General features: G+C 31.8%; 11 protein-coding genes, 1 tRNA gene and 3 pseudogenes. 5 read left to right on the plus strand and 10 right to left on the minus strand.

What is annotated here, in order from left to right; genetic code table 11:
- Window positions 1-224: 224 nt before the first annotated feature.
- Together AC58NB_RS08745 and AC58NB_RS08750 are read right to left on the minus strand one after the other, a co-directional pair.
- Window positions 225-1286 carry a hemolysin family protein gene (locus tag AC58NB_RS08745; RefSeq protein ID WP_497426444.1) on the minus strand — a complete coding sequence of 354 codons (1062 nt, stop codon included), beginning with the start codon at window positions 1284-1286 and terminating at the stop codon, window positions 225-227.
- 70 nt (window positions 1287-1356) lie between these two features.
- Window positions 1357-2664: a hemolysin family protein gene (locus AC58NB_RS08750; protein ID WP_497426445.1), complete on the minus strand. Its 1308-nt coding sequence runs from the start codon at window positions 2662-2664 to the stop codon at window positions 1357-1359.
- 831 nt (window positions 2665-3495) lie between these two features.
- On the opposite strand from AC58NB_RS08750, the gene AC58NB_RS08755 reads away from it, so the two are divergent.
- The 3 genes from AC58NB_RS08755 (at window position 3496) to AC58NB_RS08765 (ending at window position 5267) form a co-directional block, all read left to right on the plus strand.
- Entirely contained in the window at window positions 3496-3981 is a 486-nt protein-coding gene (locus AC58NB_RS08755; protein ID WP_497426446.1) for an STAS domain-containing protein, read from the plus strand.
- Window positions 3982-4110: 129 nt separating this feature from the next.
- Window positions 4111-4184 (plus strand) — tRNA-Arg (locus AC58NB_RS08760).
- A 123-nt stretch (window positions 4185-4307) separates the two neighbouring features.
- Complete coding sequence (locus AC58NB_RS08765; RefSeq protein WP_497426447.1) at window positions 4308-5267, plus strand: tyrosine-type recombinase/integrase; 960 nt, start codon at window positions 4308-4310, stop codon at window positions 5265-5267.
- Window positions 5268-5712: 445 nt separating this feature from the next.
- Here the strand turns inward: AC58NB_RS08765 and AC58NB_RS08770 are convergent, their stop codons facing one another.
- The 3 genes from AC58NB_RS08770 to AC58NB_RS08780 form a co-directional block, all read right to left on the minus strand.
- On the minus strand, window positions 5713-6750 hold the full coding sequence (locus tag AC58NB_RS08770; protein ID WP_497426448.1) for a hypothetical protein: 1038 nt from the start codon (window positions 6748-6750) through the stop codon (window positions 5713-5715).
- Window positions 6750-7169 carry a hypothetical protein gene (locus AC58NB_RS08775; protein ID WP_497426449.1) on the minus strand — a complete coding sequence of 140 codons (420 nt, stop codon included), beginning with the start codon at window positions 7167-7169 and terminating at the stop codon, window positions 6750-6752. The genes AC58NB_RS08770 and AC58NB_RS08775 overlap by 1 nt, the downstream gene beginning before the upstream one ends.
- Window positions 7170-7532: 363 nt before the next feature.
- Window positions 7533-8672, minus strand: coding sequence for a hypothetical protein (locus AC58NB_RS08780; protein ID WP_497426450.1), 1140 nt, complete (start codon window positions 8670-8672; stop codon window positions 7533-7535).
- 449 nt (window positions 8673-9121) lie between these two features.
- On the opposite strand from AC58NB_RS08780, the pseudogene AC58NB_RS08785 reads away from it, so the two are divergent.
- Window positions 9122-10045, plus strand: a pseudogene (locus AC58NB_RS08785) (DUF5655 domain-containing protein).
- A 367-nt stretch (window positions 10046-10412) separates the two neighbouring features.
- On the opposite strand, the gene AC58NB_RS08790 reads toward AC58NB_RS08785, so the two are convergent.
- From AC58NB_RS08790 to AC58NB_RS08805, 4 genes and pseudogenes are all read right to left on the minus strand, one after another.
- Window positions 10413-12881, minus strand: a complete 2469-nt coding sequence (locus AC58NB_RS08790) for an HD domain-containing protein (protein ID WP_497426451.1) — start codon at window positions 12879-12881, stop codon at window positions 10413-10415.
- A gap of 277 nt (window positions 12882-13158) precedes the next feature.
- Window positions 13159-13428: pseudogene (locus AC58NB_RS08795) on the minus strand (HNH endonuclease); the annotation flags it as partial.
- A 405-nt stretch (window positions 13429-13833) separates the two neighbouring features.
- A pseudogene (locus AC58NB_RS08800) lies at window positions 13834-14395 on the minus strand (recombinase family protein).
- A gap of 181 nt (window positions 14396-14576) precedes the next feature.
- Window positions 14577-15545 carry a DUF4062 domain-containing protein gene (locus tag AC58NB_RS08805; protein WP_497426452.1) on the minus strand — a complete coding sequence of 323 codons (969 nt, stop codon included), beginning with the start codon at window positions 15543-15545 and terminating at the stop codon, window positions 14577-14579.
- 731 nt (window positions 15546-16276) lie between these two features.
- On the opposite strand from AC58NB_RS08805, the gene AC58NB_RS08810 reads away from it, so the two are divergent.
- A complete protein-coding gene (locus AC58NB_RS08810; RefSeq protein ID WP_497426453.1) occupies window positions 16277-17197 on the plus strand; it encodes a P63C domain-containing protein in 921 nt (306 codons plus the stop codon).
- A 123-nt stretch (window positions 17198-17320) separates the two neighbouring features.
- On the opposite strand, the gene AC58NB_RS08815 is transcribed toward AC58NB_RS08810, so the two are convergent.
- Window positions 17321-18373, minus strand: coding sequence for a hypothetical protein (locus AC58NB_RS08815; RefSeq protein ID WP_497426454.1), 1053 nt, complete (start codon window positions 18371-18373; stop codon window positions 17321-17323).
- Between the last annotated feature and the right edge of the window lie 464 nt (window positions 18374-18837).

An 18837-nucleotide genomic window follows, 5' to 3' on the forward strand; every position in this document is an offset into this window, starting at 1 on the left:
AAAAGATTAATGGGGAAATGAATGGAGAGATTTTTGCGGTAAAAAAGGAGAATGTTACTCGCTTATTAAGGAGGAAAAGGATTTCTAAAAATTATAATTATGCCATCATACTTAACTATCTAAATGCTAAAAAAAGAGGCTGCCAACTAAGTCTTTAAAACAACTCAGCTGACAGCCTACCTTTAAAGCATCCTATTTAGTGAACTTGATTAATGGATTTACCATCATGTAGCAGGCAGTTCATCTCCATTATACTCATCCTTAATTTCACCAACGATTTCTTCCAATATATCTTCCATCGTGACTAGACCGGCTATGTCACCTTTTTCATCAACAACGATTGCCATATGCACTCGACTCTGTTGCATTTTTAATAATACGGCTTTAATGTGAGTGGTTGATTTTAGACGTGGCATATCATGAATGAAATCCTGGATCTGTTTGTCCCTCCCAGCCGCTACACTTGTTAGCATTTCCTTTGTATTAATAAACCCAACAAGAATGTCTTTATCTCCATTTTCCGTAACAGGATAACGGGTATAATCATGATGATCAAGAGTTTCAAGAATTTCTTCTAGAGACATCTTTTTATCCAAAGTGACAATTTGGTCTCTTGTAATCATAATATCTTTTAGCATTCGTTCATCGAATGCAAAAATATTTTCGAGATAAGCCAGTTCAGTTTGGTTAATCTCTCCGCTTTCATAACTTTGAGTGACAATTAATTTTAACTCTTCTTCCGAATGGACAGTTTCATGCCCAGCCGGCTTTACACCAAAGGTACGAAGAATGAATTGAGCAGAGCCATTTAATGCATGGATAATTGGTTTTGTGATTTTTCCGAACCAATATAGCGGCGGCGATAAAAGCAAAGCCAATTTTTCTGCAAATTGGATTGCCAATGTTTTAGGTGCAAGTTCTCCTACAACGACATGTAAAAACGTGACGACGAGAAGAGCAATTGCATAAGACAGGATAGTGGATACTGATTCTGATATTCCCCAATCCTCAAATACTGGATGAAGCATTTTTTCTACAGTTGGTTCACCCAACGCCCCTAATACTAATCCTGTGACTGTAATACCTAATTGACATGCTGACAGATAATAATCCAAATTCTCTGCAACTCTCTTAGCAAGAGTTGCCTTTTTGTTGCCTTCAGATATCAATTGTTCAATTCTGGACATTCTCACCTTCAGTATGGCAAATTCAGCACCAACAAAGAATGCAGTTAGTCCTATAAATATAGCTACTAAAAATAAATTTAAAGCGATTGATCCGTCCAATTATTTCCCCCTAGAGAGGGATTCACCTCCAACAATAGTAACAAAATTTGTTCCCAGTAATCCCTTTAGATTATTTCTTACCTTTTTGAGCAAACATGACTTCTTTAATTTGATGGTTATCCATCTCTGTTACAGTCCATACATGATCTCCATGAATGACCTTATCACCGTCTTGAACTGAATCGATATTCCGGTATTGTATCCAACCACCAATGGTATCGATTTCTTCACTGTCATCAAAGACCAAACCGTACAGTTCTTCCAACTCACTCAATAGCACACGGCCATTAATAAGATATTGGTTTTCTCCAACTTTACGTATATCGGCTACTTCATCTTCATCAAACTCATCACGGATTTCCCCTACAATCTCTTCCAACACATCTTCCATTGTAAGGATTCCTGATGTACCACCATATTCATCAATGACTAAAGCCATGTGAACACGTTCCTGTTGCATTTTTAACAACGCATCCTGTATATGGGTTGCTTCGAGAACATAAGGTAAATCCCTTACAAACTCCTCAAGCTTCCGGTCTCTTTTGGCAGCAATATGCGTCAGCATTTTCTTCACATTTACTACTCCAATAACCTTGTCTTTATCGCCATCCTCAACAACTGGATAGCGTGTGTAGTTATGTTCATCTATAATACTCACAATTTCATCATAATTCATATTTAAATCAAGCGTTACTAATTCCGTTCTCGGAACCATGATATCTTTAGCTACACGTTCATCAAATGAAAATACGTTTTCCATGTATTCCAATTCCGTTTGATCAATTTCACCGCCCTGAAAACTTTGGGCCATAATAATCTTTAATTCTTCCTCAGAATATGCCTCTTCATGCCCTGCAGGTTTGACTCCAAATGCGCGAAGGATTAATCTCGATGCACCATTTAATGCTTTTATAAATGGAGATAAAACTCTGCCAAACCAATATAAAGGCGGAGCAAGCATAAGAGTTAGTTTTTCGGCAAATTGGATCGCCAGCGTTTTAGGTGCCATTTCACCCACTACTACATGTAAGAAGGTAACCAAAATGAAAGCTATCGCATAGGACGAAGCCGACGCAACCGCATCAGGTACATTAAAGAGGTTAAACAAAGGATACAAAAGACCCTCTACCGCTGGTTTACCCAGTGCACCTAATCCTAAAGTGGTTACGGTAATACCCAGCTGACAGGCAGAAAGATAGTAATCCAGGTCACTTGCTACCTTTTTCGCCAACACGGCTTTTTTGTTTCCTTCTGAGATTAGTTGATCAATACGTGACATCCGAATTTTTACTACAGCGAATTCAGATGCTACAAAGAACCCTGAGGCTCCGATCAGTATTACAAGTAAAACAAGATTGATTAGCGTGATTATGTCCAATTATTTCCCTCTTAAGAGGGATTCACCTCCAAAATATTTTTAAAAATTGTTACTAGTTTCAAAGAGCTTACCTATTTATTCATTTTTCTTATAAACTAATTTTCTCTAAATACTCTTCTGCATGCAAAAGACCAAACCGAGAATGTTCAATGCTCTCAAATCGGGTATAAAATATAACTAATGTAGAAATTAATCAGAATCACTACGTATGTAGGATAGGATTCGATTAAAGAAGAGTTAATGCGGAAGATCCTTCTCTAATGAAAAACATCTTTAAATGGAGTCTGTTTCATTAAATTATTATTCAAGCCTTTCACTTACTATCAAGAAAGCCTCCTTATCTAATATATTTAGAGAATACTATAACATAAAACTATTGTGAAAATAAACTCATATCCCTTATGAAAATAATAAAATCTTTGTAAAATTTCATAATATGTTCATATTCCTTCTATATGTATAGATTGTATTATGCTATTTCAAAATTATTTTTTGTACATGATTCTTCTTGGAAGAATAAAACCCAAGAAAATTATTATCTAAATAATTTCCCATATACTTTGTACCTATAAATAAATGATGAGATCCACTATCGTATTCAATAATTCTTTCTGGCTATCTATTACATAAAGATGGTAAGATATAGCAAACGAAGATAAATACCGTCTTAGCACTCCACCCATTAATTCCGTGTGTTTTCAATTTTCCATTCTAGTCTATCCACACTCTTAAAATAGTTCATTTTCAAGATAAAGGATTTATGTCCTGTTGCAACGAATAATAGTAAAGAACAGACAGTTAGGCGTTTACTAAATATATGTGAGGTTGAGTATGGATAAAACTGAAAAAGAATTTCTGCTTAAAAAAATCAATTATTTAACTGATAGAGTTACAGATTTAGAAAACATTACTCATAAAATTTCCGTCCCGATGATCCCTTCTATTATACCTGATACACTACTCGTTCCATTAACCTTTGACATATCAGTCGCTCACTTTGATCAGGTCATTCAAAGTATCTTAAATTATGTAAATAATACTGAGATCGATTCTATCGTATTGGATTTCAGTGGATTCATACTAAAAAATTGTGATGAATTAGAATTACTTGGTGAGAACATAGGAAGTTTAATATCTTCCCTAAAATTAATGGGAATACGAGTACTCGTTGTAGGTTTAACACCCACATTCATTAAAGACCTAATCTCATGTCAACTGCCTTTTACAAACTCACTAAATACATTCTCAACCTTTAAATCAGCTTTGGAATATTTAATGAAGGAAAAAGGGTTAATGTTAGTGAAGAAATCACTATAAGAGTGAATATTGTACATGGATGACAACGCTTCTTATATAAATTATACTTTTAAAAAATAATTATTAAAATGTTCAAGAAAGTTGACCTTTCTGAATAATATTATTATAATTATAAAGTATCTTACATAAGTCCCAGTAGCTCAGCAGGATAGAGCAACAGTTTCCTAAACTGTAGGTCGGAGGTTCGAATCCTCTCTGGGACGTAATCCTGTTATATCAACAATCCTCTACAATTCCATTATCCTTTTTAGTTCACCCACTGTAGGACATTTTCTCCTGACACTATGAGACAGAAAGGATAATCTACCGTGCCACGTAGTTTCATTATGAATCGCAAACAATCCACCAATTTAAACCATTCTCACCCGATTGATGAAACACATACCATTAAACATGCTCTTACTATATTCTTAGCTGAAAAACGTTTAGAAGGGCTACGTAAACGTACACTAGACAGTTATGAATCCACATTCCGCTACTTTCAAGATTACTTAAACGAATATTTCCCATCTGTAGAAAATGTACAAGAATTAAAGAAAATACACTTTCAAGAATACATATTTAAAATGCAGGAAAATATGCTTTCCAATTACACTATCAACTTTAGGTTACGCAATTTCAAAACATTTTTTACCTACCTGCAAGAAGAAGAAATAATAAAAGATAATCCTGTTGCTAAGATTAAGTTATTGAAAACGGATAAAAAAGCCAATGACATCCTATCAGATGAAGAAGCAAAGCGATTACTCCGCTCTTTGGATACTGATTCATACGCACAATGGCGAGATAGAATTCTTATATTATTACTATTAGATACTGGGATGCGTATCACCGAATGCCTTTCTTTACGTATTCAAGATATAGATTTTCAAAACAGAGTAATTGCCTTAAAGGGTTCTGATACTAAAAATCGTCAAACAAGATACATTCCTTTTAGTAAGCCTGTAGGAAAAGAGTTACAGAAGTTAATAGCGGAAACTAAGGCCTTCTTTGGGGAATCTATTGAACACATCTTTTACAATGCCTATGGGGATAAGTTTGAAACAGATACCTTTCGGAAAAGGTTGCAACGTTTAGAAAAGAAAAGCGGCGTTCACTGTACACCACACATGCTTAGGAAAACATTTGCAACGAATTATATTAATAAGGGTGGAAATATGTTTGCATTACAAAAGATACTTGGGCACAGTGATATTAAAACTACTGAAATATATGTGAATCAGACCGATAAGCACATAAGGAATGAACATGATTCTATCTCGCCTACTAAGTCATTCTTTGAGTAGTATATCCCACCTACTTTAGTTCTCATATAGTCTTCGATAAATCTCGTTACAGGCTTCACCTACTCCCTGTAACGAGTAACGAAATATCAAATGTTATCCAACCATATTGGGCAAGCTACAAATAATTACAGAAAAATATAAAACTAAAAAGGTTTATGAGGGCTTGGTTATGACATACAAATTATAGAGCTAAACATTACAATGCGTTTAAACTCATCAAGAACTTTGCTTGCATTGGGATACAACTGGGAATTTAAAAAATAATGTTAAGCCGGATAGTTTCACCTTGTTGCAAGTTTTCACCAGGTTATTCAAAATATTGGATATTATAGCGTGTGATTAAATAGTACCTTGAAGCGGAATTTTTATATTTCTATTCTCTCATCATCATAGTTTCTTTCAAAAAATCACAAATTATTCTTCTCTTCTATCTCTTTCAATTATATTAATATTCGAATGCAGCTAAAACTAACTCTTCTTCATAGATAATTCCAAGAATGTTACTGTGCCTCTCATTTGCCCTATAACTTTTCCATCTTACAACTTCACCTGGTATATTCTCGAAACTTTTATCTTTAAATATAATCACAATAGAATTTTCACATTCAACTATTGTTCCAAAGGCAGACCCTGCACCTGCTATAATTTCACCTTTCCAACCTTGGAATTGTATAATTCTAGATTGAAAAGATAATTTACCATCACCTAAATTTATAACAGTAACCTCTTCTAATTCACTTGGACTTAATTTACGATAAATTTTATTATAGGTTACCCAGGTTACCTTATTATTTTCATTATAATAAGAATATCTATATATCTGTTTTTCATCATAAATATTATTTTTATTTAATTGTAAAGGATTTAATATAAAATCCTCTACGTATGATGAACTATAGATGGAATTTTCAACCCAACTTGTATTATTCGAGTGTTTCTTAATAATATTCTTAAAATTCTCGGTATACCCCTTGTAATTTTTATCAAAATGATTCTGCGGTAATAACAGTTCAAATATACCTTCTTCTCCGCCAGCAAAAGCTACTTTTCCGTATGTTCCAACACTCATGTTATAAAATGGCATATCCGTAATTTTTTCAGAAGATTCGATTCTATCAAGAGACGATATAAACAATCCTTCATCAGTATTTATTAGCAAAATTTCTCTGTATGAATTAATGGAAGTGATTATATCTCCCGTAGGAGTTAACATTGTTTTATATATAAACATTTTTAATTCATTTTTTGATAGATATATGTCTCGACCAAAACTGAACCTTTCATTTTCTATAAAAATTTTATTTTTTATTGAACCGTTAAATAATTTATATATTATATCGCCGTATTCTAAAGATAAATGACTTAAAATTTTTTCCCAGTTATAAATTTCAATTTCCCCATCAAAATTCCATAAAAATAATTTGTTATATTTAATCAGAAAATCCCAGTACTCCCCTTCTATTCTTAAATTAATAATTCGCATTAAATATCGCAACCTTTTCTATCCACAATTTTCCCCATTTGACTTTTCTTTATAAAACCTCTTTTAACCCATTGATTTAATATTTTTGTAGGTGGTTTATCATGGATTGACTCTCTATAGTCGACAGGATAACCATGCCACTCAGAATTTCTATTACTATCAACAAATTTAGCAATTTTAACCCATTCTTTTGACCTGTTTTTCCCTAACCTTTCATTTATAGAATTAATTCTATGCAAAGACCACCCTTTAAACTCTTTATAAATCCAGTCTTCATCACACATTAAAATAAATGAATTAAATTCTTCATCTCGACTAATTTTCCATTCTGATTTATTACGATTTTGTAAATTTCTATGTTGGTCTGTAAATATGTAAGTAAAAGTCATATATTTTCTTGTTTGATGTATATTCGGCATTTTAACCCCCCCTTTTTATAATATTATAAATCACTTTCCATATTTTAGCTTTCTACTTTTACAACATCTTTCTTTTTAAAATAGATTAATACATTTAAATTTCATTAATAAAATCTATATTTTATTAATGAAATTTGATTAAAAAGACCAAGAACAGAGAGCACTTTAATTTGCCTACTGTCATTGGTCGTTAGTTTTTTTATATAAGGATAACACAATTGCTAAAATAGCATCAGTTGTTAAGAATATAGCACAACAATACCTCAAAATCGGGTTACAATCATGTATTACTTATATTCAACTAGCCCTAATCACTTCTATCGGAAAAGTTCCCCATCTACTTAAAGCCCACTTTTTCGTGTACTATTGTTTTGCAATTCTCCCCCTCATCCAACGGTAAATACTAGGTAGGTTTACTTCAAATCCTTTACCCTCAAGAGTAGTAAGTGAGATAGAACCACCTAATATTTTTTCTTTGTCAGTTTCTTCATTATTGCTTGAATTTATTAATAGTGATTGCTGAAGAATTGTAGAATCTATTATATGTTGTTGTTGTTGTTGAATGGAAACCCTTTGATTTTCAATTAACTCTCTTTGAGTTTGTGCTAAAGCATTTGAAAGAATCAGTTGTCCATTTAAATGTTGAATATTAGCCATTAGCTGTTGTTCTGTAGGCTCCATTTGCATATGTATAAAATTAGCGTTTGCAAAATCATTAGGCAATTGGAGATAAATATTCAACGCTTCTCTAATTCTTTCCAAGGCAGTTTCCTTTGAAACAGGTGTAACAGAAAAAAGCACTTGTCCCGCATTATGGTTAATTTCAGTAGTTGCATTTATCCCGATATTCCTTAAAAATTCAGAAAAATAAATAAGGTATTGTTCACACGGAACCCGTACTTGTTCTGGAAAATCAAACAAACTTAGAACAGAATCGGGCATGCTTCTATCAACAAGATTGAACTCTAATTTTCGGAAAATATCTTTTAGAAAAGGAAGATTCCTTTCCATTACTTCTTTTATTGATTCATTTGTATCAAATTCTTGACAACTTATATGACATCCATTACTAATTATCTCTTCATCTTCTACCTCCCATTTTATCCCTTTATCAGTGTATTCTGAAACAACTTTTCCCATTTCTTCGGCGAATTCTATAATGCTATACGGTTTTTTCCAATTTTCAAAATCCCAAGATACGTTAAAGTTAAGTTTAATATTTTCGTTATAATAGTCTCTTTCAATTTCAATTCCATCAATAAATTCGGTAAAATCTAAAGGGAAATACAGTTTTAAATACCAAATTTCTTTTGGTACTTCATTAAAGGAAATAGTTGCAACCTTTTTGGAAAGAACTAAATCATAAATCCTGGCAATTAAGTGATTGTTTCCTTTAGAGGAAATATAACCAGTATTCTGTGATATTTTTTTTCCATCAACTATTAATTCATTTTCTACTTTTTCATCATCCTGGGATAATTTTATCTCAAGCAAATTAATCATACCTTTCTAATTTTGATTCTTACTAAACTATTCATCTCTTTCACTACCGAAAATAATTTTTTCAATCATGTTCTACTTACCAAAACTAACTTCAACCCAAAAATCCAACCCTATATATTCCTTTATAGGTGAATAATACCATATTAAACATAAATTCGATATTACTTTAACAACATGGAATATATCAATTATAAGAGACTTTAACGAGTCTATTATCTTATGGTTGAGGATTCATTTCTTCTGTTAACCAGATTTAGCTTTTATTCCTATCATTGCTTCTACCTATTTGTATGTATGATTCTTAAACAATCCAAAAGGATGAAGTACTGGATGCTTGAGGCTTTTTCTGGGCCGACTTTCTATAAAACCATCTTTCCATAAAGTTTAATCATCATGAATTTTCAAAATTAAAAAATGGTATACTAATCATTGTAAGGAGTGAGAAAAATATGGGGGATATAAAGTTATTTAGATTAAATGATAATGCGGTAGAAGAGTTACAAGGCCAATCCGTTACAATTGAAAAATCATTACAACATATCATTGAAAAACATTTAGAAACCTTTCTAGGAGTCCGTTTTTTAGCTTCAGAGCATAGTACTGGAAAGCGACATGCAGGGCGTATTGATACACTGGGAATCGATGAAAATAACTCACCTGTTATAATAGAATATAAACGGTCTATTAATGAAAATGTTATTAATCAAGGCTTATTTTATTTAGATTGGTTACTTGACCATAAAGCTGAATTTGAGTTAATGGTTATGCGTGAATACGGCAACGAGTATTCAGACTCTATCGATTGGAGTAGTCCTCGTTTACTATGTATCGCTGGTGGTTTTACTAAATATGATGAACACGCCGTTTAACAAATCAATCGGAATATAGAATTGTATCAATATAAACATTATCCAGATGGTTTTTTATTGTTAGATTTAGTTAATTCTACGACTGCTCAAACAATACAAATTAGCGACAATGCTACATCACCTTCTCCATATAACCGTAACGCTAAAGTCAAAACGGTATCCGACTATTTAGAACAAGCTAATACAGAACTAACCGATAGATTTGAAAAACTAAAAACTTTTATGATGGCTCTTGGTGATGATGTACAGATGAAAGTACTAAAACATTACATTGCATTTAAACGCATTAAGAACTTCGCTTGTGTTGAGATACACCCACAAACCGCTAAAATATTACTTTATCTTAAAGTTAAACCCGAAAGTATCACCTTGGAGCAAGGTTTCACCCGAGATGTTCGAAATATAGGACATTATGGGACAGGTGATTTAGAGGTAACCATATTTAAAGAAGAAGATTTCGAAAAATCTAAAAGACTTATTGAAATGGCATATGATGTTAGTTGAAGTAAAGACAAATATAAGATACCGAGGAAATTGGAAAAGACTGAAATTCGTAATTTGAACTTCAGTCTTTTATGTTATTATTTTTTCTATAAGATGTTTTTACATTTTTTGTATAGTCCACATCAGTAAGCTTAGAAGGCCATCGCTCTATCCAACTGAGCCGCTTATATCGCTATTTGTGTTACCAGCAGTGTGACGGAACTTAGACCGATATTGTCACCTTATATTATAACAAATGTTTATAAATTAGATATTAATTAGTTTTCGTGTAAAACAAGCCCAATCTCGAACTAATTTCCGGAATCTATTTTACTTCCAGATAACTTCAACCATTTTAGGATTCAATCATTTTCTTGGACTTTTTTGTTCATATAAATTTTTTTGTATATTTCTCAAGGACGAGTGTATTATCATAATTATGAAAGCTCTTAATAAATTCTTCCAAAACAAGCTTTTCTAGTGGGTCACTTAAATTTTCTAACAAGTAAATACATAATGCCTGATATATTGAATTTTGAAGAAGAATTTTATCTTTATTATTAATATAATTTCTAGCTACATTAGGTCTTATCATTTTATTAATTACATTTATTTCAATTTCGTTAACATTTAACCCACGGATAGCATTCTCTATCATAAAATTAATTTTGTTTACAAAAACCCCTCTTATAAATAATTTCCCATTATTTATATTCATTTTACTTTGTAATTCAATGTGTTTATTTCCTTTTTCTACTGTATAAAATGTTTTATTGTAAAAGTCATAAAATGTTCCAGAATTATTATCATGGTCATATTCTTCAAATTTATCAAAAGTTAATCCTTCAACGATTTCCTCTGTTACCATAAGTCCTTGAGGAGGCAACTCTAATAATTCTGGCAAAGTAATTAAAGAAATCTCTATTGGGTAATATTTATCTTTATAGATTTCTTCTATTTCATCCTCTCCGTCTATTACAGAAGATATTTCGTCCAATTCAAATGAAGATTCAATTATAGAAAAATCTATAACACCTAACTTATTATCTTTTAAGTAATTAGCAAGAAAGAATTCCTCTTCGCATTCATCAATTTGAAAAAGTTCCTCACCATTATAAAAATATGGCTCACCACCAAACTTAACATCAGCTAATTGCTCTTTAAAAATCCTATTTGAAAATTCCTGCGTTAATTCTACTTTAACACTTACACCATTAAGATAAGGTGACAAGTCAATTAATTTATTATTTAGGTTTGTTCCAAAAAGGTTACTAACCTTGATACTTTCTCTTCCATTACTTTTATCTAAAAGAGATATATCAATGTCAGTCATAAAATTGTTTTCGATGAAGTTTTTCAAATGCTCTTTATCTTCCCACACATCAAAAAACTGTTTATAGTTTAATATTATTTCCGTTCCTTTAAACTGAGGCTCTCTTTTTTCCTTGATAGAAACAAAATCATCATTTTTAAATATATCTATTTCATATAAAATCTCTTCATTAATATGTTTAGTCCTAACTTTCACTTTACCTGAGAGCATAAAACTAGATAAGAATCCAATTCCATAATTTCCTATTGGATTATATTTATTATTAGATAATAAATATTCATCCGAATTATAAAATGAAGCACCCACTTCTAAGAAATAATTTTTAATAATGGTTAAGTTCATACCAATACCATTATCTTTGACTATAACCTCATTGTTTTCCTTATCTAAAACAATTAAAATTTTCGCATCGTAATCATCATAACTATCGATTGACTTCTCATAAAACTCTTTCTTTACTTCACAAGCGTCAATAGCATTTTGTAATAATTCTCTAACTCCTAATTCCTTATTTCCATATAATGCTTCCCCCATAAGTAAATTAATCATGTTCTTATAATTTACTTGGAACTTCATATCTACTATTGAGTAATCTTCTGAACTAATGTAATTTTGGACTTTATGGTAAATTTTAAATTGATATTTTGGAGGAAATCTTCTAGATGATTCAATTGCATAACCTATTTCTTTATTTACCCAATCTATATAACTCAAAATTTTCCTGTGAATAGTAGGGTCTGAGCATTGACCATGAAATTCAATAAACTTTTCACCCACATCATTTTCCTTAATTTTATTATGATTACTTATAAAAAAATGTTGTAACCATTCATCCCTACTATATCCACCAAGAGAAAGAGAATTATAAATCACTGGGGGCGTTCTTGAACTATCAAAATCTAATATATCTGCCAATCTCAATACTAGAGCAGAAAATTTAGGGTTTATTTCAAAATTTCCTTTGACATCTCTATCTTTTAAGTTAATTGTAAGCCATATTATCTCTTGAGTGTGAGCTTCACATATTAACGCAAGAGTATCTCCAAATGAAACTGTAGGTACTCCTGGAATTGTTAGTTTCGTACTTAAATTTTCTTTGATATAAGCTGCGGAACGCTCTGCATGTACCATTCTTATATATTCTTGTAAAGCATAAGTTTTATTCTGATTAAACTTTTCCATAATTGCTTCAAAACTTATATTTTTATATTTTAATCTACAAGCTTCTATCTCTTCTAATTCTTCTTGTTTAGCAGCCATCCCAATATCATGAAGTAGTGCAGAGTAAATCAATATTGCAATTTCCAAATCATTTAATGCATTTATATCACTTATAATATTGTTCATATGTTCAATAATTCTTATTGAGTGGCCAGAATCATGTTGAGTATATGTAGGAAAAACCTGAGCAATTCTATGGTCTAGAAGTGGTCTAATTTCACTATAAATGCTTAAAATAGAATCGTAAAAACGTGAATCCCTACCCTTTAATTCTTTCATTAATCTAGTATCTTCTAAATTCAAACTTATCCCATCCTGTTCCTATTTTATTTATGATAATTATACAATTTTATTACATTAATGGTAAAAAAGCTAAATGTTTACACAGGAATCAGTGCGTTTCTAAATTTATTAAATTATTAATTATATTCTCAATACGATTTATACCAACGAAGTATCAATACCTATTCACTCATATCAACAAAAGAAACAAATAAAAAATCCACTATCTGCTCGATAATGGATTCTTCAAACTGAAATAGGTCTTTTTCTCAAGATAAACTACCTTACATCATTAACATTAATTTTTAAATTTATAATCCCTATGCCACTTCATGTATTCAGATTGTTTATCATTCATACGAATTTTCATTTTATCATTTATGTTTAGAAACACTTTGGAGTTATCATCTATACTTTTTGAAATCAATATTTGACCATCTTCGTCAAAGCTAATATATCCCTTATCAAACAACGAATCATGATTGGAACATAAGAGTAAGCCATTATTAGCATCTAACCTTTCATCATTATTAGATTCACTCCACTGTTTTATGTGGCTTGCAATAAGAAACCGCTCATTTGTTACACCTCAAAGGTTATATTTATTCCCTCGTTTTAAAAGTTCCTTCTTAAAAATTGTTTGTCCAATCCTAGATTTCACAATTAATTCTTTTTCTGTTTGTTTAAGCTTAATATCTGATTCAAGCTCTTGCTCTAAATCTTCTATATATAAACAATATCAATTTCAGATAAAATGTAATAAAAGAGCAGCCTTGGATGACTGCTCCCAATTTAACTTTTCAACATTCCGCAGAGTAAATGGAGTCTTTAATGTTATACTTGTCGGACCTTTTAAAAATGCACAGTGTGTAAATCAACCTACTATTCCTTTAACCTGGAATGTGGTAAATAAATATGTGGGAATACACCCCCTCCTCTATAACACAAATAAAGAGACCCCTTAAAGAGTCTCTTACAATAGCTTTGCTTCTAATTCATTTTTCCTGTTAATAAGTGTCCGCTTCTTTATTCTCGTCATTGCTTACACTTCTTTGTATGTATGACTCTTAAATAATTCTATTGCGTAGTACTTGCATCTTTGAATGTTTCCTTGGTCTACCTTCTCTAAAATCATTACGTTGTTTAGCTAATGCCTTACCTTCTTGAGTACGTTATACAATCATGTCTCGTTCAAATTCTGCAAATGAACTGAGTATATTGAAAATCAGTCGTCCTGTTGGGGTATTTTCCACTAGTCCTATATTGAGAATGTGAACCTTAATACCTCTTGCAAATAGATCCTTAACTGTTTGAATACCTTCAACTGCCGACCTCGCAAATCTGTCTAGCTTCGTTACGACTAATGTGTCGCCTTCTTGTAATATTTCAAGCAATTTATTGAACTCTAGTCTATTTGTTTTAGTACCTGTGAACTTTTCTTTATATATGACTTCGCAACCTTCTTCTTTTAAAGCCTGGATTTGAACCTCTAAGTCTTGTGCTAATGTTGAGACTCTTGTATATCCATATTTCATTGTCTTGTCCTTGCTCTTCACAGTCTATTTATTGCACTAAGTTTATACACCTTACGAAGTAGATTCTATCAAGGATTCAAAATAGGTGCAATAACTTTCAAGTATTTGCACCAACCCTTAAAATCATATAGCAAAAAGGACTAAGTCTGGTACTTAATCCTACTTATATATATTTACTTAATTAATTTAAAGCAGCAGTTCTTTTCCCATTGCTTATATCGAGTTCATAGTACGCTAGAAAATTTAAACCTTCCTTTGTGGTCTGAATTCTTTCGTACCTAGCTCCAGCAACCTTAACCTTTTCAAGTAACCCAAAACTCATTAGCGTTGGAGCAACCTTATAATATAGATATATCTCATCATCATCAGACGACATACTGTTTTTAATACCCGTAGTAAAAGTCGCTCTAAACAAGATAAAGGCTGAAAGGTAATTGACCTTTTCATCCTCATCATTTCCAAATCGTGGAGAGGGAAGTGTTAATTCTTTATTTTTTAAAGCCTCTTTTATTTCCTCGTATTCAAATTTCCCCACTCTTCTTACTAGAACTTGTTTCTCTAGTAACTCTTTCAATTTCTTATTTTCCTTCAATAAAGCTCTATTTTCTTTAATCAGTTCTACACTATCCTCTATTTCACTACCTTTAACCCACCCAGAAAACTCATACAAATCTTTAAACTCACTTAGTGTTGTATGAATAGAAAGTTTAATGTCCTTCAAATCATCGACTCTTCTAACTACCTTTGTATGAACAAACTCCTTAAATTGCTTATATTTTTCCTGTTCTCGTTGTTCAAATACATTATCTGCTCCCATTTGTGCTGCCTTACTATAAAGCCAAGGTTCAGATAATATAGTTGCAAACACGGGCATTCCCTTCTTAATGGCATACTCGTACTCTAAATGTGTATAACTCTTTCCACTTGCTGGCTCTACGCTGCCATATCTCCCACCTAGAATTAACAAATACACATCAGATTCATCAATCCAACGCTTTATTGTTTTTAACTGGTCTTCATTCCCCGCTTTAAATAGCTCCATTCCTGCTGGAATATGACCAGCATCGAGTATTGCTTCTACTGCAGCTTGTCTCTCATCCTTTAAATCAATATAGGTTGATGATATAAAAACTTGAAGCTTCTTTTTCACTAAAAATCCTCCATACTATTTAATTCTATAAAATAGACCCTATTTAGGTATTAATTAACTTGTGTAACTTACGTTAAAAAGAATATATTAAATTCTACCGAATCAATAAAGAATAGACTTGTATTGTAATAATGTAATTGGTCTCGAACAATATCATAGTTTTACTAACACATCTACTCATTTATCAATCATTAACATATCTATTATTTTAATCGTATCGGACATTTTATGAATGCGAGTGTGGATGAAGGTGATTTTTTCATCCATCATACATGATTAGTTTAAAATCCACTTGTATTACAGTGGATTTTATCTTTATTTCATATTTCCTTACGATATTAAAATAATATTCAAAGCTATCCTCTTTAGTTTAGTCAATTAATTTTTATCCGAAATTAGACCAAATAAAAGAGACGCTCATGCGACTCTAATAATCATTTCTTCTGTGAGACTTCCTAACGATGGTCATCTCAGATACATTTGGCTTTTGAATCTCAGTATAAAAGCCTAAGTTTAATTTATACCTGAAAACAATTAGTTAATTTGTTCATATGCACCATTCCCTTTTTCACAATTTTCGCTAGGAAAACACAAGTACACAAGGTCCCACCAGACTTCGGTAGCGAAGACTCACACAATGAATGAGTTAAATAAATTATAACACAAAACTTCAAATTGTTGGAAATTTTGTTATATAATTGAATCATTAGTATTTAGGAGGGGGTTAATTTATGGGAGAGGAAAACAATTTGTCTACAGACGATTTAATAGAAACTGAAGTACAGGTATTTCAGGCCACCCACAAAGGGGAGTGGAATCCTTCTGGCACAGATATTAACATTGAGTGCTATGTTCTAGAGAACGGAGAAAGGGTATTCTCTCTTAGGGGTACTGCCAGAACTATGGGCTTAAAAGGCGGTGGGGCGTTAGCTTTACCACGTATGCTTAGTGCAAATTACATACAAGACTATTTAAGCGACGATATTAAGAGATGGATGCTTGATACAAACAAAGGGAGAATCCAGAAAATTCGCCCCCCAGAAGGCGGAAATTCTTTCCATGCATTTAAAGCAACTTTACTTGTGGACCTAGCGGATGCGTTTTATAAAGCTAAAAACGACGGCATCTTTGACAAACCAAGCATGACATACCAGAAAGAACTAGCGGAAAGGCTATATAATATTACTCTAGCATTCTCTAAGGTGGGAATAAATGCATTTATTGATGAAATCACTGGCTACCAAGAAGTCAGAGAGAAACATGCATTACAAAAACTCTTAAACCTTTATGTAGAGGGTCTCTTTCAGCCATGGGAACGAAGATTTCCAGAGGAGTTCTATATAGAAATTTATCGTTTAAAGGGCTGGGAATACACAGGTAGTAGCAGAAGACCACATACAGTAGCAAAAATAACAAATGAGTTCATTTATAGTTTTCTACCCGATGATGTTATGAAAGAAGTTCGTGAGCGTAAAACAGGTAATGAAAAACTTCATCAATGGCTTACCTCCGAAGTTGGATTAAGCCATTTAGAAAAACAAATCACCTCAGCGACCACTTTAATGCGTGCAAGCGACACTTGGGAAGAGTTTGAGAAGCTATTTAACCGTTCGTTCAATAGGAAAATATCGGAACAATTAAGTTTATTCTAAAATTGACGAGGAGGGGAACATCCCTCCTTTAGTTTAAATAAAATCACAGTTTTATGAATTTTTTTTAAATATAAATTAGGGGAGTTAATCCTTAAAAGAGGCAAAATTAGTTATTAGTTATTATCAAGAGGCTTTCTTCGAAAGTTCCTTAGAGATTTCTGGTAACCTACTAATTAAATATCCTGTTGGATTATCTGCACCACTTGCTTTAAAACCAATTTCATCAAGTGCCTGAACAAGAATATCTCTACCAAACTCTTTGTTTACATTATTAATTACACTTACTGAACGAGCATTTAATTCATAATTAGTATTTTGAAAGATTTCACCATTGAAATATACATAAATTAAACGATTGTATACAACCTCATCTTTAGCATATTGATTAGCATAAAACACCTCTCCTGTATCATCATCGTACAACGGGACAATTATATCATTAACATTTTGTTTAAGAGAGCTCTTGACTCTTGCATCAAGCTTACCATTTATATTAGCCTTAACCACTGCCATTTTGACATGTTCTGAATCATCAAACATAGAATAAATAAGATGTTCTTTCTTCTTGCCTTCATAAAATTTAAATATAAGTTTTTCAAAGTAGATAACCTCGAGTTCCATAAGACCATGAATTAATTCAAAAAACCGCGCTTTTCTTATTTTGAGTTCTGTTGCAAGTTTTTCGGTTGAATGCCATGTAACTTGTAATACTTCATCTTTTCTTTCAATATTACGACTTAACAGAAGTACAATTGCAATCATATCTTCTTTTTCCAATACCGATTCATTTATCATAGCTTTATCAATATTCCCCACTTTAACCAAAGTATAGTACTCTTCGGAAAGTGGTTCTTTTGCAACTATAAAAATATTATCATTCTTTTTTAATGAATTTATATCAACTTGTATTTTAAGATTTTTATCTGAATAGAGCTTAATTAAATTCATACCTTCTAAAACCCTTAATGAATATTTTACTGATTTGATGTTAGCTGCTACAGGCTTTTTCTCAAGTAATTCTAAAATAAGCGATATTTGAGTTGGTACAAACACTCTCTCTATATTCCATCTCAAAGCATACGTATAAATAAATAACGCCCTTTTGTCGTTTTGTTCAAGTAGCTTTGTAATAACATGATTGTCTAATTTAATATTGTGTTCAAATACATTTTCCACTTCTTTCAATACTCCTTTTGTATAATTATTTTTGATTTCGACTATATCAATAGCTGTCGTTACATATAATTATACCAAATCGGTGATAAAACCCCGGAAACACCATGTTTTCCCTAGGGTTTCTAATGATTAAGCGGCAAAGCTAAATATGTAGATTTAGCAATAAAATGCTGGTGTTTCTCAACTTTAGTCTAAAACAGGTCGTGTCAAGTGTTTTTTTTATTTTTTTAAAATTTATTTTCTATGTCATGAGAAATAGATAAAGAATAATACCTTCATTTAAATAAAACATAATGCATCTGAATACAATACCTTTCGCTAAACCTACAATGACTTAGAGATACATTTTGATATAGAACAGAACCCTACCAAAAGTTGAAATTTAGTACTAAAAGGAACCATAATAACCTATATTTGTTGTTTGAGAATTTTTATGAGTAACTAATAAAGCACCCTTACAACAA

The sequence above is a fragment of the Pradoshia sp. TA40_28 genome (genome assembly GCF_059694525.1).